Annotated in this window: 18 protein-coding genes; 11 read left to right on the top strand and 7 right to left on the bottom strand. The window is 49.5% G+C overall.

Annotated elements, in window-relative coordinates; genetic code table 11:
* Positions 1–235: 235 nt before the first annotated feature.
* Positions 236–1,198 (bottom strand): PhoH family protein, encoded by a 963-nt coding sequence (locus tag HGH92_RS01340; RefSeq protein ID WP_168868971.1) that lies wholly within the window; start codon positions 1,196–1,198, stop codon positions 236–238.
* 448 nt (positions 1,199–1,646) lie between these two features.
* Between HGH92_RS01340 and HGH92_RS01335 the strand changes: the two genes are divergently transcribed.
* Entirely contained in the window at positions 1,647–4,298 is a 2,652-nt protein-coding gene (locus HGH92_RS01335; RefSeq protein ID WP_168868970.1) for a PAS domain-containing sensor histidine kinase, read from the top strand.
* A gap of 8 nt (positions 4,299–4,306) precedes the next feature.
* Positions 4,307–4,699, top strand: a complete 393-nt coding sequence (locus tag HGH92_RS01330; protein WP_168868969.1) for a response regulator — start codon at positions 4,307–4,309, stop codon at positions 4,697–4,699.
* Here HGH92_RS01330 and rpe read toward each other — a convergent pair.
* From rpe to HGH92_RS01300, 6 genes are all read right to left on the bottom strand, one after another.
* Positions 4,677–5,345, bottom strand: a complete 669-nt coding sequence (rpe, locus tag HGH92_RS01325) for a ribulose-phosphate 3-epimerase (RefSeq protein ID WP_262888714.1) — start codon at positions 5,343–5,345, stop codon at positions 4,677–4,679. The genes HGH92_RS01330 and rpe overlap by 23 nt on opposite strands.
* 62 nt (positions 5,346–5,407) lie before the next feature.
* Positions 5,408–6,415, bottom strand: a complete 1,008-nt coding sequence (locus tag HGH92_RS01320) for a tetratricopeptide repeat protein (RefSeq protein ID WP_168868968.1) — start codon at positions 6,413–6,415, stop codon at positions 5,408–5,410.
* Between the two features lie 23 nt (positions 6,416–6,438).
* Positions 6,439–7,734, bottom strand: coding sequence for a threonine synthase (gene thrC, locus HGH92_RS01315; RefSeq protein ID WP_168868967.1), 1,296 nt, complete (start codon positions 7,732–7,734; stop codon positions 6,439–6,441).
* A gap of 21 nt (positions 7,735–7,755) precedes the next feature.
* A complete protein-coding gene (locus HGH92_RS01310) occupies positions 7,756–8,682 on the bottom strand; it encodes a homoserine kinase (protein WP_168868966.1) in 927 nt (308 codons plus the stop codon).
* A gap of 76 nt (positions 8,683–8,758) precedes the next feature.
* The gene (gene thrA / locus HGH92_RS01305; RefSeq protein ID WP_168868965.1) at positions 8,759–11,203 is read right to left on the bottom strand and encodes a bifunctional aspartate kinase/homoserine dehydrogenase I; all 2,445 of its coding nucleotides are present in this window, start codon (positions 11,201–11,203) and stop codon (positions 8,759–8,761) included.
* Positions 11,204–11,768: 565 nt separating this feature from the next.
* Positions 11,769–12,431: a hypothetical protein gene (locus tag HGH92_RS01300; RefSeq protein ID WP_168868964.1), complete on the bottom strand. Its 663-nt coding sequence runs from the start codon at positions 12,429–12,431 to the stop codon at positions 11,769–11,771.
* Positions 12,432–12,920: 489 nt separating this feature from the next.
* Here HGH92_RS01300 and HGH92_RS01295 point away from each other — a divergent pair, with 489 nt between their 5' ends.
* The 9 genes from HGH92_RS01295 to HGH92_RS01255 all read left to right on the top strand — a co-directional run bounded on the left by HGH92_RS01295 (position 12,921) and on the right by HGH92_RS01255 (position 24,499).
* Positions 12,921–14,078, top strand: a complete 1,158-nt coding sequence (locus HGH92_RS01295; protein ID WP_168868963.1) for a homogentisate 1,2-dioxygenase — start codon at positions 12,921–12,923, stop codon at positions 14,076–14,078.
* Between the two features lie 72 nt (positions 14,079–14,150).
* Positions 14,151–15,278, top strand: coding sequence for a 4-hydroxyphenylpyruvate dioxygenase (hppD, locus tag HGH92_RS01290; protein ID WP_168868962.1), 1,128 nt, complete (start codon positions 14,151–14,153; stop codon positions 15,276–15,278).
* 436 nt (positions 15,279–15,714) lie between these two features.
* On the top strand, positions 15,715–16,530 hold the full coding sequence (locus HGH92_RS01285) for a hypothetical protein (RefSeq protein ID WP_168868961.1): 816 nt from the start codon (positions 15,715–15,717) through the stop codon (positions 16,528–16,530).
* A 276-nt stretch (positions 16,531–16,806) separates the two neighbouring features.
* Entirely contained in the window at positions 16,807–17,556 is a 750-nt protein-coding gene (locus HGH92_RS01280; RefSeq protein WP_168868960.1) for a murein L,D-transpeptidase family protein, read from the top strand.
* Positions 17,557–17,735: 179 nt separating this feature from the next.
* Positions 17,736–18,311, top strand: a complete 576-nt coding sequence (locus HGH92_RS01275) for a gluconate 2-dehydrogenase subunit 3 family protein (protein ID WP_168868959.1) — start codon at positions 17,736–17,738, stop codon at positions 18,309–18,311.
* Between the two features lie 76 nt (positions 18,312–18,387).
* Positions 18,388–20,085, top strand: coding sequence for a GMC oxidoreductase (locus HGH92_RS01270; protein ID WP_168868958.1), 1,698 nt, complete (start codon positions 18,388–18,390; stop codon positions 20,083–20,085).
* A 123-nt stretch (positions 20,086–20,208) separates the two neighbouring features.
* A complete protein-coding gene (locus HGH92_RS01265) occupies positions 20,209–21,906 on the top strand; it encodes a GMC oxidoreductase (protein WP_211092507.1) in 1,698 nt (565 codons plus the stop codon).
* A gap of 94 nt (positions 21,907–22,000) precedes the next feature.
* The gene (locus HGH92_RS01260) at positions 22,001–23,809 is read left to right on the top strand and encodes a glycoside hydrolase family 35 protein (protein ID WP_168868957.1); all 1,809 of its coding nucleotides are present in this window, start codon (positions 22,001–22,003) and stop codon (positions 23,807–23,809) included.
* Between the two features lie 246 nt (positions 23,810–24,055).
* The gene (locus HGH92_RS01255) at positions 24,056–24,499 is read left to right on the top strand and encodes a CBS domain-containing protein (RefSeq protein WP_168868956.1); all 444 of its coding nucleotides are present in this window, start codon (positions 24,056–24,058) and stop codon (positions 24,497–24,499) included.
* The last annotated feature ends 158 nt before the right edge of the window (positions 24,500–24,657 follow it).

The following is a 24,657-nucleotide window of genomic DNA, read 5'->3' as shown; positions in this document are numbered from 1 at the left end:
ATTATATCAGAACAAAAATAGGGTTAAACATTCAAATCTGCAAAGTACTATCACCGCAATGCTGAATCACAGGCTTCCGAACTGAATTATCCCCTTAAAAAACCAGGTAACTTACTGCAAAGACCGTTAAAAAAGCGTTAATATTCAAAAAATTTTTCATTTAGTCATTTATAAATTAAGGCGTAATAATTCAAGCCTTTCAATTTATAAATGACTAAATGAAAAAATTCGTCAATTATCCTTCTCTCTCTTTATCTGCGTCATACGCCCGGATAATGGCCTTCACCAGGCGGTGGCGCACCACGTCTTCTTCATCCAGCTCTACAGACCCGATTCCGTCGATATTACGCAGGATACGGGTGGCTTTTTCAAGGCCCGATTTCTGGTTCTTCGGCAGGTCGATCTGGGTGAGGTCGCCGGTGATGATAGCTTTGGCGGAGGCACCGATACGTGTCAGGAACATTTTGATCTGCAGGTCGGTGGCGTTTTGCGCTTCGTCAAGGATAATAAAGGAATTATCCAGGGTACGGCCGCGCATATAAGCCAGCGGCGCTATTTCTATGACACGGTTGGTCATATAGTAGCTCAGCTTTTCTGCCGGGATCATATCGTCCAGCGCATCATACAATGGCCGCAGATAAGGATCAATTTTTTCTTTCAGGTCGCCGGGCAGGAACCCCAGGCTTTCACCTGCTTCCACCGCCGGACGGGTAAGAATGATTTTTTTAACAGCTTTGTTTTTTAATGCACGTACCGCCAGCGCCACCGCCGTGTAGGTTTTACCCGTACCTGCCGGCCCTATGGCAAATACAATGTCATTTTTGTCCGCCAGTGCGACCATTTTTTTCTGGTTGGCTGTACGGGCCCGTACTGTACGGGCATTCGGACCAAATACCAGCACCTCGTTAGGGTTACGGTCACTGAAATGATCAACTGCCGTTCCCTCTTCATCCCCCAGGATCTGCTCAAAGTAATTCTCTGTCAGATTACCGTTACGTTCGAGATATTTTACGATTTGACTGATTTTTTCCTCCGCCGTGGCCACTTCTTCCGGTGCCCCACTCAATTTTAACTGGGTACCCCTGGACAGGATCTTCAACAGCGGGAATTTTTTCTTCAGCAAATCCAGTTTTCCGTTGTTAACACCGAAAAACTCAATGGGATTAATACTGTCTAAGTTAATAATGGATTCAGTCAATGATTCAACGATTTAAAGTCCGGGAAATTATTCAAAATTCTCACTCCTAATATAGGAATTTAAAGACAACCTGGAGAGCAGTATTGTTAAGCAATCACTAAATTCTGTAATCATTTTGCTTGAAACGCTTCCACTTTTCACGCTCAGGTTCCCCTAATAATCAGAACTTCATTAATTGATATTTTATTTTACTTTATTTGTAGCTCCGGCTCTGCCGGAAAATGAACGCAAAGATATTGATCAATCAACAAAATCTGAAAACTGAAAATCCACAACTGGTGGATAATTCCCTGAACAACAGGCACTACCGGTAAATAGTCCGTCTTGAAAAACACGGAAAATCATGCCGGAAGTTGTACCTTTTAGTATTGTAATGGCGCTTTTTTGTCATATAATGTCTATTTTGAGCTTAAATACACAACGATCTTAGAATCCCGCTAGTAATTAAATGAAGGACGTTATGCTGGAACAGCATTACCGGCATCTGCAGCATTTGGAAGCTGCCATCAATGCCTGCGCATTGTCTGTGAATCTGGATGCCGCTGAATGCATTACTACCCTGAACCCGCGAATGGCCAACGCTTTGCAGCAACCACCGGAACTCACCACCGGACGCTATTTCAGGGAACTGCTCTTGCCCGCCGATGAAAAACAGTGGGTCCGGATCTGGCAACAACTACAGACCGGACAATCCATACAAGAGCAAATCTGCTTTCTGCTGCATGATGGGAACACCCAGCTGTGGCTGGAATCAGCTATCTATCCGGTAATGGGCAACGATGGACGCCTGCAGGAATGCCTCCTTGTAGGCCTCGACATCACCGACCGTAAACTGCCCGAACTCCGGGTCATGGAAGACGAACAATATTTCCGCCAGATACTCGAAAACCTCCCCGTCGGCCTCCAACAGTTCGAACCGGACGGCACCTGCGTGGAGATGAACAGCCGCCAGCGCCAGATATGGGGGCCGCAACACGCCTTCCTTAATAATCCGGAATATAAATGGCTGCAAGACCCGTTCTATCGCCTCAACGGCCTCGCCCGCATGTTTGAAGAGGCCCGCGATACAGGCAAAACACTGAAACGCGAAATCCTCCTCAACTACGCGGAAAAAAACTATGGTAACGTTACCCGCCTCTTTCCGCTGTATTATGAAGCCACTATCTTCCCGGTGACAGACCGCCACAGCAGAATGGCCAACTACTTCCTCATCCTTGATGACATCACGGAGAAAAAGGTAGCAGAAATCAGCCTCCAGAAAAGCGAAAGACTGCTCGACAATATCATCGAAAATCTACCCATCGGCTATATCCAGTTTGACAACTTCGGCTTTATCCGCCGCATCAATCAAACACAAAGATTTTTCTTTAACTCCCCGCACCCCGCGGCCCGCCGCAACTTCAACGTCATGAACGATGACCTGGCCACCCGTTTTGAACTGGACAAACTGTTCCTCCGGGCACTCGAAGAAGGGAAACCGCTGCGCGTGGAAAAGAAAATAGATTTCAGCCAGGATGAACGCTGGACCACCGTCGGCCGCGAAGTATACTTCGACCTCACCGTCTTCCCGGTAATTGAACCGGTGGACAAAGAGATGATCGTGGTTGCGCTGGTAAACGATATCACCGATAAGAAAGTACAGGAACTGGAGAATATTAAAAACCAGGAATTCCTGCTGCAAACAGGCGAAATAGGAAAAATCGGCGGATGGGAAATGGACCTCGACACAGAAGAAGTCCGCTGGTCTTACGAATCCTATAAAATACACGATGTGGAACCGGATACGCCGGTCAACTACCGCACAGCAATGAGCTTTTTCTCGCCGGAATCCCAGCCGGTATTGGAAGGGCTCGTAAAACAATGTATTGAGACCGGCAAACCGTTCGATGCGCAGTTGACTATCATCTCTGCCAAACAGCAAACGAAAAGAGTGCGTTGTATCGGCCAGCCCGGATATGATAACGGCAGGCATACACGCCTGTTCGGCGTAGTGCAGGACGTAACGGAACAATCGGCCATCAGGGAGGCGTTGACCCGCAACACGGAACTGATGCGCCTTTTCTTCGACACGGTAGACATGGGCTACGCTGCCATGGAGAAAGATGGCAAGCTCAATTTCCTCAATCAGAAAGCCGAAAAAATGATCGGCCAGAAAGTGGAGATGGGCAGCAATATTTTCGAAGTGTTCCCCAAACTGTCGGGCACCGTGTTTTACGCACGCCTGCAGGAATGCATTCAGCAGCAACAATCACAATCTTTCGGTATTTATTTCCCTAAACCGGACAAATGGTACGACTTCCTCCTAACGCCCATGGAGGACGGCGGTATCTCGGTCTTCATGCGCGACATCACGGAAAGCCGCAAAATGCAGAAAGACCTGCGCAAAGCCAACGATCAGCTGTCTAACCTTAACAAAAACCTGGTCAACCAGAACAAACAACTGGAAGACTTCGCCCATATCACTTCCCATAACCTGCGTGCGCCCATCGCCAACCTGCGCGCGCTGATGCAGATGCATAACGAAGCCTCGTCCCAGCAGGAAAGAGAATTGTACCTGGGCATGTTGCATGAGGTGATCAAAAAAATAGATGAAACACTCAACGACCTGGTAGAGGTGGTGCAGATACGGAAAGACGTGAATGTGGAGAAAGAAAAACTGTTGTTCGCGGAGCGGGTACAAAAAGTGAAAGATATTCTGTTGGTAGATATTGAAACCAGTAACATCAAAATTACCTATGATTTTGAGCAGGCGCCGCAAATAGAGTATCCGCGGGTGTATCTCGACAGTATCCTGCAGAACTTCATTACCAATGCGATCCGTTACCGTTCACCCGAACGGGAGCCTGAGCTGCATCTACAGACATTTAGGGAGAACGATTACATCGTGCTCACGGTGCAGGACAATGGCATCGGTATCGATATGGAACGTTTCGGTAACAAGCTGTTTGGCTTCCGGAAAACCTTTCACCGTAACAAGGATGCGAAAGGCATCGGGTTGTTTATCACCAAAACACAGGTGGAGGCAATGGGTGGAAGTATAAAGGCGGAAAGCAGGCCGGGACAAGGAACCAAATTTATTATTACATTTAGGCCGGAATAATCCCTTTTATGAAGCTGATCAATATGATTTTTATAGTAGACGACGACCCAATTCACCAGCAAATTGCTAAAATCATGATAGAACGGCAGGGGATATGCACCAATATCAGGGTGTTTTCAGATGCGCAGGATGTATTGGACCATATCCGGCAGCATGCAGATATGGTGGAGGAGCTGCCCGACCTTATTCTGCTGGACCTCAATATGCCGATTATGGATGGCTGGGAGTTTCTGGACGAATACAGTGTTTTCCATGACCAACTGCCCAAACAAATCCGCATCTTCGTGCTGACTTCTTCCATTGATGAGAAAGACAAAGAGCGTGTCCGTCACTATCCGGTGGTAAATGGCTATCTTACCAAACCCCTGTCCAAAGAGATTATTGACCACCTCTCTGCTTAAGTGCTGCTATTGTTTTTTCGGGATCTGCTGAAGCAAAAATGGAGCTGCCTGCCACCAGCACGTTGGCGCCTGCCTGCACCAGCTGGCCGGCATTTTCTATACTGATACCCCCATCCACTTCTATCAGGGCTGTTGCCTGATTGTCTTTGATCAGTTGCCGTACCTGCCTTATTTTCTGATAGGTTTGTTCAATGAATGTTTGTCCGCCGAAACCCGGATTAACGCTCATCACCAACACCACATCTATATCACGTATCACATTTTCCAGCACCACTGCCGGCGTATGCGGATTGAGGGCCACACCGGCTTTCATGCCCAGGCTTTTTATCTGCTGGATGTTGCGGTGCAGGTGTATGCAGGCTTCTGCATGTACTGTAAGGATATCTGCGCCGGCTTTTTTGAATTCAGCGGCATATTTTTCCGGTTCTTCAATCATCAGGTGTACGTCGCACGGTTTGCGCGCCACCTTTTTGATCTGCGCGATCACCGGCAGACCGTAGCTGATATTGGGCACAAAACGGCCATCCATTACATCCAGGTGAAACCAGTCAGCTTCGCTGCGGTTCACCATTTCCACTTCTTTCCCCAGTTCAAGGAAATTGGCCGCCAGTAAGGACGGCGCTATCATTACAGGAGCGTTTTCCAATAGTAATCAGTTTTATATGCTAAATGTAAGCATTGCGAAGGACATAAACGCGGCTGGCCCGCTTAGCGGCTCAGCCGTTGCATGGCTTCTTTTGCTTCTTTAAAATCTTTCCGGAAAGACGCTGCTTTTGCATAATCGTCTATCGCCTCTTTTTTATTGCCCAGCTGTTCCTGGCAGCGGGCCCGCTGATAGTAGGCCTGTGCATCGGTAGGAGCGGCCTTGGCTGCCAGATTATAGAAATTGTATGCTTCTTTCCATTGGTTCCTGCTACTATGGATATTGCCCATCGCCATGTAAGCGGGGGCAAACCCCGGATCTGCCACGATACATTTCCGGTAGGTGTTCATGGCGGCGTTGGTGTCGCCCATTTCTTCCTGTACCTGTCCGGCATCATAGAGGGGAGCTGCATTGAGCGAGTCCTGATGCCACGCTGCTGTATAGTAACGCACGGCTTCCGGAGTTTTGCGGGCACGCAGCAAGTCGGCCAGTTCCATCACGGCTTCGTATTCTGCATGCGGGCCGGCGGCGGCTACGGCTGCCTTCAAATGTTCAATGGCGGCCGTAGTGTCATGACGGTCTTCTGCCATACGGGCTTTCAGGTAGAAAGCTTTGTCCCTTCCTTCGGCGGTGCCGGCCAGCACGTTGGCCAGACTGTCTGCCTGTGTGGTATGTTTGTTCTCCAGCATGGCGGTGGCCAGCTTGTACTGAAGATACGTATAGGTGGGGGCGTTAGCCAACGCTTTCCTGAAATAAAGCTCTGCTTTGTCGTAGTGGCTCTCCAGCAGTGCCGCTTCTCCGGCGCCTGCCCAATAGTCGGGATTGGCCGGCTTCAGGCTGGCTGCTTTTTCAAAGTCGGCCTGCGCAAGGTTCGGATTTGTATTGAACAGCAGTAATGCGCGGCGGTAATACAGCGCGTCCTGGTCCGGGAAATGTTGGATAGAGTCAGTTACCGGCCGGATAATGTCGCTGTACAGCACGGAGTCGGCGCCAGCCTGCTGTTCGGGCTTTTTGTGGTCATTGTTGCAGGCCACGGCGCCAGCCATGGCCACCAGGATAGGTAGATATTTCATACGCCGCCAAAACTAAGAAATCCTTAGCGCATTAACCAGTTTTTGAACGCGTCGTAATCTGCCGGCAGGAGCGTGGCGTTTTTTTCCCTGCCATAGAGCGACATCACGCGGGGCGGTGTGTGAATTTCGTCACGCACGGCTTTGGGCGCGGTGTCTTCAAACTTCACCGGGTGTGCTGTTTCCAGGAATACGCCGGTCAGCTCAGGTGCATCAGCAAGAAACTGCTGCAGGCCCAGATAACCCACGGCGCCGTGAGGGTCCAGCATATAATGGTGTTCTTTCCAAACCTGCTCCATGGTGCGGGCAGTGTCTTTGTCCGTGTATGCGTAAGCGGTAAATTTTTCCTTTAGTGCCGGCAGGCTGTTGCCAAATAACTGTAATACCCGTACGAAATTGCTGGGGTCGGCCACGTCCATGGCGTTGGACAGGGTAGGTACCGCTTTGCCCGGTTCGTACCGGCCGTTTTGCATGAATCGGGGCACGGTATCATTGACGTTGGTGGCGGCAACAAAATGAGATACCGGCAGCCCGATGGCGGCGGCCATCATGCCGGCGCAGATATTACCGAAGTTGCCGCTGGGCACGGCGAATACCAGCCGCGGATGAGCGGCTTTCATCTGTTTGTAGGCCAGGAAATAATAAAACATCTGCGGCAGCCAGCGGGCCACGTTGATGGAATTGGCGGAGGTAAGCTGCCGGTGCGACTGTATGTCTGCATCCAGGAAAGCGCTTTTCACCATGCGCTGGCAGTCATCGAAAGTGCCCTGTACCTCCAGTGCGCGGATGTTGCCGCCGAGGGTGGTCAGTTGTTTTTCCTGTAAGGTGCTTACTTTTTTGGAAGGGTAGAGGATGACCACATCCACGCCGGGAACATTATAAAAACCACTGGCCACGGCGCCGCCGGTGTCGCCGGAAGTGGCTACCAGCACGGTGACCGGCCGGCTGCTGCTGCGCCGGAAGTACCCAAGGCAACCAGCCATGAAGCGGGCGCCTACGTCTTTAAAGGCGAGGGTGGGGCCGTGAAAAAGCTCCAGGGCGTAAGTGTGACCGGTGACCTTTTGTATCGGAAAAGGGAAATGCAGTGTGTCGTTCACAATCTTTTTCAGTGCGGCTTCCGGTATCTCATCGCCGATAAACGGACGGATCACTTCATAGCCGATCTCCTGGTCCGTATAGGTATGCAGCTGACTAATAAATTCCGGGTCGAGTGAAGGAATCTGCGCGGGAAAGTATAATCCTTTGTCTGGCGCAATACCTTGTATAACGGCAGTTTCGAATGATGCTTTGTGCTGTGCGTCCTGTAAACTATAATACTGCATGCGATTTGGATTGGTGAAAAATTAGTCAATGATTTTAACGCCGGCGGTGTTGATGCGAGACACGTATATTTTGTAGTCCACTCCCAGTGGCGCATATACGTTGTTCATCGTGTCCGCGACCTTGCGAGCGTTGGCTTCGCCTTTGCTGAGCATGAACACGGACGGCCCTGAGCCGGAGATGCCGCCACCGAGTGCGCCGGCTTCCTTGCATTTGAGCTTCAGTTCCTGGAAAGCGGGAATGAGGATAGAGCGTACCGGTTCCACGATAACATCTTCCAGTGAACGGCTGATGAGGTCATAGTCTTCCTGGTAGAGCGCGGCTACCATGGCGCCTACGTTGCCCCACTGGCGGATGGCGTCTGTCATTAGCACTTTCTGTTTGAGTATTTCGCGGGCATCGGAGGTTTTGACTTCTATCTGCGGATGGATAACAGTCACCCACAATTCTGCGGGCGTATGCAGGGTAGTGATGTCCAGCGGGCGGTAGCTGCGTACGAGCGTGAATCCGCCGAGGATGGCCGGCGCCACGTTGTCGGCATGCGCGGAGCCACAGGCCAGTCTTTCTCCTTCCATGGCGAAGCGCACCAGTTGTTTTTTGGTGAACGGTTCACCCAGCAGGTGGTTGGCCGCCACGACGGCACCGGCGCTGCTGGCGGCGCTGGAGCCGATGCCGCTGCCGGGGTGGATATGTTTGAATATCTCTATTTCAATACCGGTATCGGGATGGTCATATTTTTGCAGCAATGCCTGAACCGCCACGCTGGCTACGTTTTTAGCCGGGTCAACGGGCAGGTCGGCGCCGTGTACGGCTTTGATGCGGATGCCGGGGGCACTGGTGCGGCGAAGGATCATCTCATCGCCGGGCGCGTCCATGGCAAGACCGATGACATCGAAGCCGCAGGCTACATTGGCAACAGTGCCGGGGGCGAATACTTTTATACTGTCCATATGGGAAGGGTTGCGTTCATTAATTTAATCATTCGGTGTTGCTTATGCAACGAGGTTACAGAGATTTAACAGGTCGTCATAAACGGGCCGACCGGATAATGTCTGCGAAAATTCCGGAGGCGGTCACGTCTGCGCCGGCCCCGGCGCCTTTTACAATCAGCGGTTGTTCCTGGTACCGGTTGGTGGTGTAAAGCACGATGTTGTCTTTGCCTTCCAGTTTGTAGAAAGGATGGTCGGGCGCCACACATTGCAGGCCTACGGATGCCTGGCCATCGGCATAGCGGGCCACGAACTTCAGCCTCTTGCCGGCACTGGCCGCTTCGTGGTACAACTGCTGGAAATGGTCCGCATGTTCGTCCAGCGTTTCATAGAAATCAGCTACGGACGGGGCGTCCAGGCAGGCTTCGGGCAGGAAGGAATGGTTGGTGATATCGTCCATTTCGATAGCGGCGCCACTCTCTCGTGCCAGTATCAGGATTTTTCGCATTACATCTTTGCCGCTGAGGTCAATACGTGGATCGGGCTCAGTATAACCTTCGTCCTGTGCTGCTTTTACTACGCTGCGGAAACTGTTGCCGTTCACAAAGTGGTTAAATACGAAGTTCAGGCTGCCGGAAAGCACCGCTTCAATGCTCTGTACCCTGTCACCGCTCCTTACAAGGTCATTGAGGGTATTAATAACGGGGAGGCCTGCGCCCACATTGGTTTCAAAGAGGAAGGAAGCGTTGTATTTACGGGCCAGGTCTTTCAGCTTTTTGTAATAGGCATAGTCCGATGAACAGGCGATTTTGTTGCAGGTGACCACGGAAATGCCATGTTGCAGGAACTCATGGTACACGGCGGCCACATCGGCGCTGGCGGTGTTGTCTACGAAAACGCTGTTACGCAGGTTCATGGCTTTGATGCGTTCCACAAAGGAGGCCAGGTCCATGGCGTCGCCTTGTGTCAGCTGGTTTTTCCAGTCGTGAAGGCCGATGCCATATTCGCTGAACAGGGCGTTTTTGCTGTTGGCCATACCGGCCACTCTTATTTGTAATCCCAGTTCTTCCTGCAGGTAATGCTGTTGTTGCTGCAGCTGTTCCAGTAATTTACTGCCTACATTGCCTACGCCGGCCACGAACAGGTTGACCTGTTTGAGCGGTGCTTCGAAAAACGCTTCATGTATCAGGTTGAGCGCTTTTTTGAGATCTGCTTTATTGATCACGGCGGAGATGTTTTTCTCCGTAGAGCCCTGGGCGATAGCCCTGACGTTGACGCCGTTGCGGCCGAGGGTGCCGAACAGCTTGCCGCTGGTGCCATGGTGGTTTTTCATTTTGTCGCCCACCACTGCCACGATGCAGAGGTCTTTTTCCACCTGCAACGGATCGATGCGTTTGTCGTGTATCTCCTGGGCAAATTCACTGTCTACCGCTGTTTTGGCTTTTAGCATATCAGCTTCGTGTATGCCCACGGTGATAGAGTGCTCGGAAGAGCTCTGGGTAATGAAAATAACGTTGATGCGTTCCTGTAGGAGCGCTTCAAACAGTCTTTTAGAGAAGCCGGGAATGCCGACCATGCCACTCCCTTCAAGGGTGAGCAGGGATATATGTTGAATGCCGGAGATGCCGGTCACCGGGAAAGAACGCTCTTCTGTGTCCTGTATCAGGGTGCCATAGTCTTCCGGGGCAAAGGTGTTTTTGATCCAGATGGGAATTCGTTTATCCATCACCGGTTGTATGGTGGGCGGATAAATTACTTTGGCGCCGAAGTGTGACAGCTCCATGGCTTCTTCATAAGAGATGTGGGCAATGGGAAGGGCCTGGGACACCAGCCGGGGATCGGCAGTCATCATGCCGCTTACATCTGTCCAGATGTCGAGCAGGTCTGCGTTTACAGCTGCGGCGATGATAGCGGCGGTATAGTCGGAACCGCCGCGGCCCAGGGTGGTAGTGTCGCCATCGGCGGCGGCGGCCACAAAGCCGGGAAGTACGAAATAGTCTGCCGGATGCTGCGCAAAATATTCTGTGATCAGGTGGTTGGTAGCGTGGAAGTTAACAGTGGCGTGGCCATAGTTGTTATCGGTTACAATCAGTTCCCGGCTGTCTTTGCAGGTAGCAGAGAAGCCTTGCTGCCTGAGCTTTTCCGCCACGATCACGCAGGAGATCAGTTCGCCGTAGCTCATGATTTTGTCGAGCGAGCGGGCGCTTAGCTCACCTACCTGGAAGATGCCGTCACACAGGTTTTCAAGGGCGTTGAGTTTTTTCTTCAGTTGGCTGATCATGCTGCTTTGCGCAGTGATAGGGAACAATTCGCGGATAGTGTCCAGGTGCCTGTTTTCTATTTCCTGTAATACGGACTTGTATTGTTCCTGACCTTCACCGGCCAGCTGTCCGCAACGTATAAGCTTGTCCGTAGTGCCGCCCAATGCCGATACAACGATCGCATAACGGCCTGCCGGCTTGTGTTTTTTGAGGATCTGACAAACCTGGTCTATGGCTTTGGCGCTTCCAACGGAAGTACCGCCAAACTTAAGTACTTGCATAGTGAATAAAATTTATACGAATGGATATTCCGGGTTTCCGGTTGTTACCACGGGTGTGGTCGCTGGATGATATGTGAAAACTAACCCCGCGCCGGGGTTGTAATGGTGGTCGTAATAATAGTGCTCAGGCATTCCCCCTGGGAGGAGGGAGTGGCGGAGGAGAGGTGATATGTAGCGATTGCTTGCACTATTATGACGATTGTGTAACAAAAGTCTGGAATTCTACCGGTAAATAAAAGGGTAGTGGGGATATTTATGAATATTCTAAATAATAAGTGTTTAATTAGTTTTTATTTAAAAAAATACATTTAACATGAATTTTTGTACGATATACTGCGTTTTTTTTAATTGGAATATCCTGGCTTAGGATCTGTTTGGATGTCAGAATGAATATTTTAAAGACAATTATGTGACAAATATGGCTAAAAATGAGCCACTAAATGATGTTTTATTTGTCATAGTTCGTATGACAAATAATCTTCGATAAAAAGAGATGGAGAATAACGAGCGGAATGCGGCTGATAAACTGAAACAAATCGTCGCCCAGGGCTTCAGCCCTGGGGACTCAATAATAAATCGTCTCCTTGCATCCCGGAATATGCAGCTGGTTTTCCCCTAATTCAAATTTATCCAGCAGAGGAAGGGTGGTAAACGTATGTTTGTATTGCTGGCGGCTTTTCTTTGGCTGGGTACTGTTCTCTTCGTCACAGCCGCCGTCGGGAACAACGGATACCACCACGTCACCGGTGGAAAAATTGATCTCGAAGATCTGTGCGCCCCAGCAGTTCGTGTTCATCGCGACCCTGGAACCGATCAGGTACCAGTCGTTTTGCTGGAAGCGGAAGATATGGGTGTATTGTGTGAGGTTCCTGCCACCGGGGTACTCTTCCTGTTTGAGCACTATCGTATTGCGATTGATGGCCAGGTCTTTTACCTCGGTGTACTGTGGCATGGAATGGGCGGGCAGCACAGCCAGCACTTTTTGTCTCCAGAGACTTAATCCTCCGTCAGTGACCCGGCAGATATATAATATCCTTTTAAAATTATCTTCCTTGTCCGGTTCCGTGTCATAGATCATCACCTGTTCATCCTTGCCGTCCTTGTCAAGATCGCCTGTGGCCTCAGCCACTTTTTTATAGCTTTTAGGGATGCTCAACGGCTGGTTGGGGCCTTTTGATTGTGCCAAAACAGTAAAGGGCAACAGAAACAATAACAATAAGTATTTCATGATATATATGCTAAAGAACACTAAGATAGTTTTTATAAGAATGACAAGGTAATGGCCAAAAAAACAAAGTGTACGGTTTTAGGTGCTAGTATTTTCCTGCTAAAACAATATTTTACTTGGAAGGAAATAAAATATCCTTAACTTTAGCTGACTAAATTATTTGCCACTTGTCCGTTTCACTGAAATATACAAGCAACAGTCAGCTTAACTACTACTTTCTCATGGCCACCCTCGCCATGGATTCGGCTCTGGCATAACCCTTCCGAAACAGCCCCTTCCGGCTGCTTTTCCTGTTTATATCGCGTAACTTTGTAATGGCTTTCTTATCGCTGTTGCTGCATGTGCGCACATCGTTTTACCTGGCAATTTGTCTTTTAGCATCAGCCTTTATTGTGCTGCGTGATAATATCCAATACAACAGATTTTTTAGCGTCATACACCAATTCAATATTACATACACCAAAACAGTCTTTTAATCAATAACGCGTTATGCCACATTATCATCAACTAGGACAAATCCCACATAAACGGCATACCCAGTTCCGCAAACCGGACGGGGGACTGTATTCGGAACAATTGTTTTCTACAGAGGGTTTTTCTTCCCATTCCAGCCTGCTGTACCACTGCCATCCGCCTACTGAAATCGTGAAAGTGGATGAGCCCTATGTGGTGGCGCCGAAAGTGGCGGAAGAGAAAATGCTGAAACACCGCAGCTTTCAGGGCTTTAATATCCAGCCGGAAGATGATTTCCTGAAAAGCCGCAAAGCCGTACTGGTAAACAATGACCTGCATATCGTACTGGCCGCGCCACGTAAAAGCATGGAAGCCTACTTTTACAAAAATGCCGATGCGGATGAAATGATTTTTGTGCACGAAGGAAGCGGATTGCTGAGAACACAATACGGTCAACTGGAATTCGGCTATGGCGACTACCTGGTGATTCCCCGCGGCACCATTTACCAGATCAGTTTCGCTACGGAAAACAACCGCCTTTTTATCGTGGAATCGTTTAGCCCTATGCGTTATCCAAAGCGGTATCTCAGCAAATACGGACAGCTGCTGGAACATGCACCCTATTGTGAGCGCGACATCAGGCAGCCTAAAAATCTGGAAACAATAGACCAGGAGGGAGACTTCCTGATCAACATAAAAAAGAAAGGGGTGATCTATCCCATTCATTATAAACATCATCCTTTTGATGTAGTGGGATGGGATGGTTGTGAATATCCTTTCGCTTTCTCTATTCATGATTTTGAACCTATCACAGGCAGGGTACACCAGCCACCGCCGGTACATCAGACATTTGAAGGCAACAATTTCGTAGTGTGCTCTTTCTGTCCGCGTCTGTTCGATTATCATCCGCAGGCCATACCGGCTCCCTACAATCACAGCAACATTGACAGCGATGAAGTGCTCTACTATGTGGACGGTGACTTTATGAGCCGCAAACACGTCACCCGTGGCATGATCACACTGCATCCTGCCGGTATACCGCATGGCCCGCATCCCGGAGCGGTGGAGAAAAGCATTGGCGCCAAAGAAACCAAAGAACTGGCGGTAATGGTAGACACTTTCCATCCCCTGCAAATCACCGAGGCGGCACTGGGCATTGAAGACGGCGGTTATGTGATGAGCTGGGCAGAATAAAATACAACAGCAAAACAATCAACAGATACACACCAAAACAACTTAAACAACAAAAATCTAAAACACTGAATTATGGAAACCGCAGTAGCAAACGCTTCCAACCTGACTGGGCAGGATTTTCTGCCATTGAACGGTACTGATTACGTTGAGTTTTACGTAGGAAACGCAAAACAGGCCGCACACTATTATAAGACCGCTTTCGGTTTTCAGTCAGTGGCCTACGCCGGCCCTGAAACCGGCGTGAAAGACCGGGCTTCCTATGTGCTGGTACAAAACAAACTTCGCTTCGTACTGACCACCTCCCTGTTGCCCGATGGCGATATTGCACGCCATGTGGCCAAACACGGCGACGGTGTAAAGGTACTGGCGCTCTGGGTAGACGATGCCCGTTCTGCTTTTGAAGAAACCGTTAAACGTGGCGCTACTCCTTACCTGGAGCCAGTAGTGGAAAAAGATGAATTCGGCGAAGTAGTGCGCAGCGGTATCCAGACTTACGGCGATACCGTACACCTGTTCATTGAACGAAAAAATTATAATGGCCCTTTCCTGCCAGGTTACAAGGAGTGGAAAACCGCCTATAACCCTACCGATACCGGTTTGCAATATGTAGACCACTGCGTGGGCAACGTAGGCTGGAACGAAATGAATACCTGGGTGTCTTTCTATGAGCGCACCATGGGCTTCAAAAACCTGATCTCCTTCGATGACAGCGATATCTCCACCGAATACTCAGCACTCATGAGTAAAGTAATGAGTAACGGTAACGGCCGTGTGAAATTCCCGATCAACGAACCTGCTGAAGGGAAGAAAAAATCCCAGATCGAAGAGTACCTGGATTTCTATGGTGGCCCTGGCGTGCAACACGTTGCCATCGCTACCAACGACATCATTCAGACCGTTTCCGACCTGCAGGGCCGCGGCGTGGAGTTTCTGACCGTTCCTGGTTCCTATTATGATACATTGCTGGAAAGAGTAGGTACCATCGATGAGTCTATAGAACCGCTGCGTAAGCTCGGTATCCTGGTTGACCGCGATGATGAAGGCTATCTGCTGCAGATTTTTACAAAGCCTATCCAGGACCGTCCAACCGTATTTTTTGAAATCATACAGCGTAAAGGTGCCCAGTCTTTCGGTAAAGGAAATTTCAAGGCACTGTTTGAGTCCATCGAAAGAGAACAGGCCCTGCGCGGTAATTTATAATTGTTAAGATAGAAACCCGGCTTTGGTTACAACCTCCATCGCAAGCCTGCTATATTGCTGAAGGCTAAAACAGAAACAACGCCTGCGCCGCACTGTGGAAACACAGTGCGGTTTTTTTATTTCCCCAGAGCAGGGTGGAACGCTTGATGCATCTTCCAGGCGACAAAATGTGGCTTCTGTTGTCTATAGCAAACTCATCAATTATAATCAGCCACTGTATTTATATCTTCTGAAATTATTATAAAAACAAAATATATGTTACAAATCATAATATATATTTATTATCTTCACTAAAACCATTCTGTGTTGTTTTCCGTAGATATACCGGTGAAAAATCAATGCTTTAAATAAAAACCATATTCCTGGCTTTTTTCCCTATTTGTATATATAATATTTTAAAATATTTAGATAGATAATTTTTTAAATATATACACCTATGCTACATTATGCCAAAGCCCAATGGGCTACCTGTGCCTTGTTGTTAACATCAATGGCCTTTGCAACAGCTTTCCGGGCAGACAAAGACACGCCCGGAGGCACTTATCTGCACAAAATATCCTCCCCGGCAGGCAACACGTCGCTGGAGTACAACCCGGATAAAACGCTCCGGAAAATCATCCAGGTACATCAGGCAGAAGACGGTACCACCTGGCAGGACATACAGCTGCCGGTATATGAAAACGGCCGCCTCGTCAGGGCACTCTCCACAGACGATGCCACGGCCCTCACCGGCGACCTGAACGCGACTTTCAGCTACATGCCCGGCAGCAGTCAATTGCAAACGATCAGCTACTACCGGAACAATGTGCTATATACTGTAGACTCCCTCGTATACAACGCCGACGGGAAAATCAGCGCCCGCTATCATCTGGCCGTACAGCCGGCTAAAACTGAAGTATCCGGCTATCAGCAGTACACCTGGGACAAGGAAGGTAATGTGGCCCGGATGGACAACTACGGCAAACAGCCCGGCCAAAACCGCTTTAACCTCACCTCCACCGTCACCTACACCTACGACCGCCAGCAGAACCCGCAACAGCTCTGCCCGGAACTGGCTTACCTGATGGATGTGACACCTGCCAACCTCTCAGCCCATAACGTACTGTCCGAAAGCATCAGTACTGCCTATTCCTCCCGTACTTACACCCATACCTATAGCTACGCCTACAACGCCAGCAGGTACCCGGTACGCGGCACATTCCGCAATGGTATGGACGAAGGAACTGTTAAACTGGAATGGACAAAACTCTGAGGATAACAATATTCGCGTAACTTTACAGTACAATATTCATATTAACTGTTTCGTTTTTTTTATGAGCATACAAACACTGTTTGGCGTACTGTTTTTATTAGGTGGGATTTTTCAGGCATTTACGGCGATATTGATCTATCAGGGGCACAAGCACTATATACTGAAGATAGCCAACAGAAAAGTAAGTATGGTGATATATTTCATTTTGTCATTCTTATTGTTTTATCTTGCTTACATAAATCTGGTGTAATTCTTAAAATTTTGTGAAAATCTGATATGAAGCGACTTGTTGTTTTGACTATGTTGTTGTTGGGGGTAGGAACCCTTTCAGCTCAACAGTCTTTCCTGGATAACCAGAAAATGTTCCCTAAAGTAGGGGAGGCGTACCGGGAAAAAGAAGAACTACTAAAGAAGGAATTTGAGAAAAAAGGCCTTACTTATCCCGCCAAATACATTTTCGTCCGCTCTTTCAAGCTGGACAGTGAAATGGAAATTTGGGTAAAGAACAGTGTGGCCGATACGTTCCGCCTGTTTAAATCGTACCGGGTGTGTACCCTGTCGGGTAAAATGGGGCCTAAAAGAAAAGAAGGCGACCGCCAGGTACCGGAAGGGTTCTATTATATCAACGACTTCAACCCAAACAGCAACTATCACTTGTCGCTGGGTATCAACTACCCTAATTTTTCTGACCGCATCCTGAGCGATCCGAAAAAACCGGGCGGCGAAATCTACATCCATGGCGATTGTATCACCGTGGGCTGTATACCGCTGACCAACGAATTCATCGATGAGGTGTACATTCTGGCCGTAAACGCCAAGAACGCCGGCCAGGACTTTATTCCCGTACACGTATTCCCGGTAAAATTCGGTAACAGCCGGTCACTGGAGTACCTGGGCAACTTCTCCCTGACCGACAACTCCTCCAAACAGTTCTGGACAGAGCTGCGGAGTGCGTACGATTATTTTGAGAAACACCACCGTCTGCCGGTCGTAATGGTAGACGACAGGGGCAAGTATATTATGTAGGCCGGGGCTATCCTGACCACTGGTAAAAATAAAACGAAGATCCGGGCATATAATAAATTGCCCGGATCTTCGTTTTTTTCAACGATTCGGTATCTATCACGCGTATTTCATCATTATTCTATTTGTTTTTTAGATTTTTTTTTTGAAACTTGTCCAAAGGTCAAATCAATATACTATTTATGCACAGAAGAGACGCAATCAGGAATGTGGCGATTTTGTTGGGGACTGCCATTTCCGCTTCCACGTTATCAGCATTAGAAAGCTGCACCGGTTCCGCACCGAAAAACTATGATTTGCACAAGCCTGAAACCAAAGCGTTACTGGCTGAAATAGCGGAAACCATCATACCCACCACCAGTACACCTGGTGCCAAAGCCGCCAAGGTTGACGATTTCATTGTAGTGATGATGAACGATTGCTACAAAAAAAGTGACCAGGAGGTATTCCTCGATGGCCTGAAGAAAATTGATGCTGCCAGTCAGAAACAGTTCAAAAAGAACTTTATGGACATTACCCCTGAGCAGCGTACCGAATTACTCACCCAGATCGATAAAGAGCGGGTGGAGTACAACAAACGGAAAGACAAGAAAGAAGGCGATCCTACCCATTACTTCCAGTACCTGAAGGAACTGACCCTGCTGGGTTATTTCACGTCCAAGGAAGGCGCTACCCAGGCATTGCGCTATGTGCCGGTACCTGGTAAGTACGAAGGCTGCATCCCCTACAAAAAAGGTGATAAAGCCTGGGCTGTTTAAGCCGTCATTACAGACAGGCGGAATGGCTGGCCCGCGCCGGCCGGTATCTTTCTTTTCAAACCCATAATGACATTCCATGAACTTAAATATCAAAGCACAGGAGCAGAACACCTATGACGCTATCGTCATCGGCTCCGGTGTAAGCGGTGGCTGGGCTGCCAAAGAACTGACAGAAAAAGGCCTGAAGGTACTGATGCTGGACCGTGGCAAGAAACTGGAACACGTGAAAGACTACGAAACAGCGACCAAAGACCCATGGGAATTTACCCATCGTGGCCGCATCACCGTAGACCAGCGCGAAACCCATCCCAAACTGAGCCGCGACTACCCTTATAGTGAGCACAACGAAAAATACTGGATCAACGACTCCCAGAGCCCATATAACGAAGTAAAACGCTTCGACTGGTACCGTCCTGACATCGTGGGTGGTAAGTCCATCATGTGGGGCCGCCAGTCCTACCGTTTGAGCGATATTGACTTTGAAGCCAACCTGAAAGACGGTATCGCCGTTGACTGGCCGATCCGTTATAAAGACATTGCGCCCTGGTACGACTATGTAGAGAAATTTGCCGGTATCAGCGGTCAGAAAGAAGGACTGCCCCAGCTGCCTGATGGCCAGTTCATGCCCGCCATGGAAATGAACTGCGTGGAAAAAGACGTGAAAAAAGCCGTTGAAAGCAAATATAAAGGCCGTATTATCACCATGGGCCGTGTGGCAAACATTACCAAGCCACTGCCCGGCCGTGAAAGCTGTCAGTTCCGTAACCTGTGCAGCCGCGGATGTCCGTTTGGCGCCTACTTCAGCACGCAGTCGTCTACGTTGCCTGCCGCCATGGCAACCGGTAACCTGACGCTCCATCCGGACGCCATCGTAAATTCCGTTATCTACGACGAAAAACAAGGCAAAGCAACCGGTGTAAGGGTGATCGACAAAAACACCAAGGAAATGGTGGAATACTACGCCAAGATCATCTTCATCAACGGTTCCACCCTCGGCTCCACCTTCGTGATGCTCAACTCCACTTCTTCCCGCTTCCCTAACGGATTGGGCAACGACAGTGGCGTACTGGGCAAATACCTGATGGACCATCATTTCCGTACAGGCGCCTCCGGTACCGCTGAAGGCTATGACGATAAATACTTCTTCGGTCGCCGTGCCAACGGTATCTATGTGCCCCGCTACCGCAATATCGGTAACGACAAACGCGATTATCTCCGCGGTTTCGGTTACCAGGGCGGCGCCGGCCGTGGCGGATGGAGTCGTGGCATCGCTGAAATGGGCGTGGGCAAAGACTTCAAGGAAATGCTCACCGAACCAGGCCAATGGAGCATGGGCCTCGGTGGCTTCGGCGAATGCCTTCCGTACGAAGACAACGTGGTGACCCTCGATACTTCCGTAAAAGACGCATGGGGCCAGCCAGTGTTGAAATTCGACGCCGAATTCAAAGAGAACGAAAAGAAAATGCGCGTGGATATGATGAACGATGCCGCCGAAATGTTGGAAGCGGCCGGTCTCAAAAACGTGAAAACATACGATAACGGCTCTTATCCGGGCATGGCCATCCATGAAATGGGTACCGCCCGCATGGGTCGCGATCCGAAAACTTCCGTGCTCAACGGCTTCAACCAGATGCACGCAGTGAAAAACGTGTTCGTAACAGACGGCGCCTGCATGACCTCCGCGGCCTGCGTAAACCCGTCCCTCACGTACATGGCCCTCACCGCACGCGCTGCCGATTATGCCGTGAAAGAACTGAAAAAAGGCAACATCTAATTATTTGATTATCGACATATTGATCATTTAATTTTTGATTTAGTAAAATTTAGGGAAACTGAAATGCAGCGGTGTCACTCGCTGCATTTCAATTTTTGATTCTGGACCACACATCAACATATCATGAACCTCAATATAAAAGCGACAAAGGAAAATACCTACGATGCCATCGTGGTTGGCTCCGGTATCAGCGGCGGCTGGGCTGCCAAAGAGCTCACAGAGAAAGGACTTAAAACACTGGTGCTGGAAAGGGGACGCAACGTAGAGCATATCAAGGACTATACTACCGCTACCATGGACCCCTGGGAGTTTAAACACCACCTGCAGACCAGCAACGAGATGCGGGAAAACCATCCCATCCAGAGCCGTTGTTATGCCTTTGACGAAGCTACCCAGCAGTTCTGGGTGAATGATAAAGAAAATCCGTACAACGAAGTAAAACCGTTCAACTGGCTGCGCGGATACCATGTAGGCGGCCGCTCCATCATGTGGGGCCGTCAGGTGTACCGCTGGAGCGACCTGGACTTCGAGGCCAACGCGAAGGACGGTCACGGTGTGGACTGGCCTATCCGTTACAAAGACATTGCGCCCTGGTACGCTTATGTAGAGAAGTATATCGGGGTAAGCGGCCAGGCGGAAGGACTGCCGCAATTGCCTGATGGCGTTTTCCTGCCTCCCATGGAAATGAACTGCCTGGAAAAGCACGTGGCTGCCCGTATCAAAGAGAAATATAATGATCGTATCATGACCATCGGTCGTGCTGCGCACCTGACCAAAGGCCTCAATAACCGCGGCCCTTGTCAGTACCGCAGCATGTGCGCCCGCGGATGTCCGTTCACCGGCTATTTCAGCAGCAACGGCGTTACTCTGCCGGCTGCCGCCGCTACAGGCAATCTCACCCTGCGCCCAGATTCCATCGTGCTGGAGGTACTGTACGATAAGGACAAAGGCAAAGCGACCGGCGTTCGTGTAATGGACGCGCATACCCTGCAAACAGTAGAATACTACGCGAATATCATCTTCCTCAATGCTTCTACGCTGGGCACTGCCTGGATCATGCTCAATTCCGTGTCTGACCGTTTCCCTAACGGCTTCGGCAATGCCAGCGGACAACTGGGCCATAACCTGATGGACCACCACTACGGCGTAGGGGCCGGCGGTGAATTTGACGGTTTTGAAGACCAGTATCATGGCGCAGGCCGCAGGCCCAATGGCATCTACATTCCCCGCTTCCGTAACGTCAACGATCAAACGAAACAGAAAGATTATGTGCGTGGGTTCGGTTACCAGGGAGGCGCCGGCAGAGGAAGAGGCGAGACCTTCGAAGGCATCGGCGTAGCATTAAAAGAAGCACAGACAGGCCTTGGCAAATGGAGCATGGGCATCGGTTCCTGGGGTGAGCACTTGCCATACTTTGAGAATAAAGTATCGCTCAACAAAGACAAAAAAGATAAATACGGCCTCGCTACCCTTGATATCGACTGTGAATTCAAGGAGAACGAAAAAGCTATGCGCAAAGACATGCAGCAAAGCGCCATCGAAATGCTGGAAGCAGCAGGACTGAAAAACGTACATGGTTACGACGGTGCGCCACCTCCCGGCCACTGTATCCATGAAATGGGCACCGCCAGAATGGGCAGAGACCCGAAAACCTCGGTACTCAACGGTTTCAACCAGGTACATGAAGCCCAAAACGTGTTCGTCACTGATGGTGCATGTATGACCTCTTCTTCCTGTGTAAATCCGTCAATCACCTACATGGCGCTCACTGCAAGAGCCTGTGACCATGCCGTAAGTGAACTGAAGAAAGGAAACATCTAAAAAAATAATGGTATAAAAAGCGAAGACCCTGGCAGGAAACATTTGCCTGGGTCTTCGCTTTTTTTATACTTTGCAACAGTTTAACAGTGAACCAATGAAAAAGACAATACTCGCACTGGCTTTGTCCTGCACCCTGGGACAGGCCGCCTTTGCACAACAAAAACACACTTTCGCTCTCAGCCAATCGGAGTTCCTGCTGGATGGCAAACCCTTTCAGATGATCAGCGGAGAAATGCACCCGGCGCGTATCCCGCATGAATACTGGCGTCACCGCATTAAAATGACCAAAGCCATGGGCTGCAACACCATTGCCGCTTATGTGTTCTGGAACTATCACGAGCAGACAAAAGGGCAGTTCGATTTCAGTACCGGCAATCACAATATTGCGGAATTTATCCGCATTGCCCAGGAAGAAGGCATGTGGGTGATACTGCGCCCCGGTCCGTACGTATGCGCCGAATGGGAGTTTGGCGGATTACCGCCTTATCTGTTACAGACGCCTGATATCAAGGTACGGTGTATGGACCCGCGTTATATGGAAGCCGTCACACGTTATGTAACGAACCTGGCTGCTGAAGTGAAACCCATGCTGGTGACCAACGGTGGCCCGGTAGTGATGATGCAGATAGAAAACGAATACGGCAGTTATGGCAATGACAAAAATTACCTGCATACGCTCAAAGACCTGTGGGTGAAGAATGGCATTGACATACCTTTTTATACCGCCGACGGCCCTACCGCCTTTATGCTGGAAGCCGGCACCGTTGACGGCGCCGCTATCGGCCTGGATTCCGGCGGGTCGGAAGCTGACTTTGCAGCAGCTAAAAAACAAAACCCTGACGTGCCGGCTTTCAGCAGTGAGTCGTATCCCGGCTGGCTGACACATTGGGGCGAAGCCTGGCAACGGCCGGGCACCGAAGGTATCCTGAAAGAAGTGAAATTCCTGATGGACACCAAACGTTCCTTCAACCTGTATGTGGTCCACGGCGGCACCAACTTCGGTTATACCGCCGGCGCCAACTCCGGTGGCAAAGGCTATGAGCCGGACGTCACCAGTTACGATTATGATGCGCCGATTAACGAGCAGGGAAGGGTTACGCCCAAATACGAAGCCTTACGCCAATTACTGGCGTCCTATCTCCCCAAAGGCAAAAAATTACCTCCTGTGCCGGCGCCTGTTCCCGTGATCAGTTTTCCGGAGGTGACCCTGACACCCTTCACCAGCCTGTGGGACCATCTGCCGAAGGCGGTACACGACGTACAGCCACGCCCATTTGAGGCCTATGGGCAGGATTATGGCTTTATGCTGTATAAAACAACGCTCATCGGCCATAAAAGCGGGAAACTGGTGATCAGGGACCTGCATGATTACGCGACAGTGTTCCTCAACGGACAATATGTTGGTAAAATAGACCGCAGGCTGGGAGAAAAGTCAATAGAGCTGCCTAAAACAAATGTGGCCAATCCTGTACTGGAAGTGCTGGTAGAAGGAATGGGACGTATCAACTTCGCTGACGCGATCATTGACCGTAAAGGCATCACCGAACGCGTGACACTCAATGGCATGACCCTGATGAACTGGGACGTATATGGATTGCCGCTGACAGAAAAAGAGGTGGCCGGCCTGACAGCTTCCTCCGGAAATACCGGCAGGCCCGGGCAGTTCTTCAAAGGCACATTTGCCCTGGCGCAAACCGGCGATACTTATATCGACGTGTCAGCATGGAAAAAAGGCCAGATCTGGGTAAACGGGCATAACCTGGGCCGTTACTGGGAAATAGGGCCGCAGCATCGTTTGTATTGCCCCGCTTCCTGGCTGAAAAAAGGCAATAATGAGATCGTGGTGCTGGACTTGCACCAGGACAAGCCCGCTATAGTCAAAGGCGTAGAGACGCTGTATTAACCATATGCCATCTTGCTTATTTATATAGGACCCCAGACCATCGTCCGGGGTCTTTTCATAAAAACAGCCTGAATAACATCATAGCCCAGGGGCTTCAGCCCCGGGAGCGCGGGCATATTTCATCCTTCCCGCCGGAGCCGGCGCCTACAGGGCTGTTTGAATTCTCCCTTGATATTCCCGGTTAAATTGCTTAACTTAGGTAAACAAGGTTTTTCATATTTCTTAACTCTCTAAAACAGGCTTGCCATGGGAAAAGTACGTAATATCCTGCAGGGCAAGGGTCACGCGGTTTACTCTATCCGCCCGGACAACACCGTTTTTGAAGCCCTGCAAATGCTGGTTGACCGTAATGTGGGCGCGCTCACTGTAGTAGACGAAAATGACAGATTCCTCGGGATTTTTTCTGAACGGGATTATGCCCGCAGAGTTATTTTAAAAGGTCGTGCTTCCAAGGAAACACTGATCCGTGAAATTATGACAGAGCGTCCTATTACTGTTACAGAAGAGGACTCTATTGAAGACTGTATGGTGAAGATGACAGACAAACGTATCCGTCACCTGCCTGTTACTGATGAGCAGGGAAGACTGATAGGCCTTATTTCTATCGGTGACGTAGTGAAATTTATCATAGACGATCAGCGCCATATCATCACCAGTCTGGAGTGTTATATAACCGGCACGCATACATGACGCAGTGAAAACATTTTTGTTTTATTGACGGATTAATTGTAATTTCAAATTAGCATATAGCCTATACCGTTATGAGGTTTCTGACGTTATGATAACTAACTACCGAAACAATATTTTCTTCCTGCCCCAAAACGGTTTTGATTAAAGACACAATTCTT

The sequence above is a fragment of the Chitinophaga varians genome (assembly GCF_012641275.1).
GTDB lineage: Bacteria > Bacteroidota > Bacteroidia > Chitinophagales > Chitinophagaceae > Chitinophaga > Chitinophaga varians_A.
The sequence above is the reverse complement of the archived record's forward strand: the minus strand, read 5'-3'. Positions and strand labels throughout refer to the sequence as shown.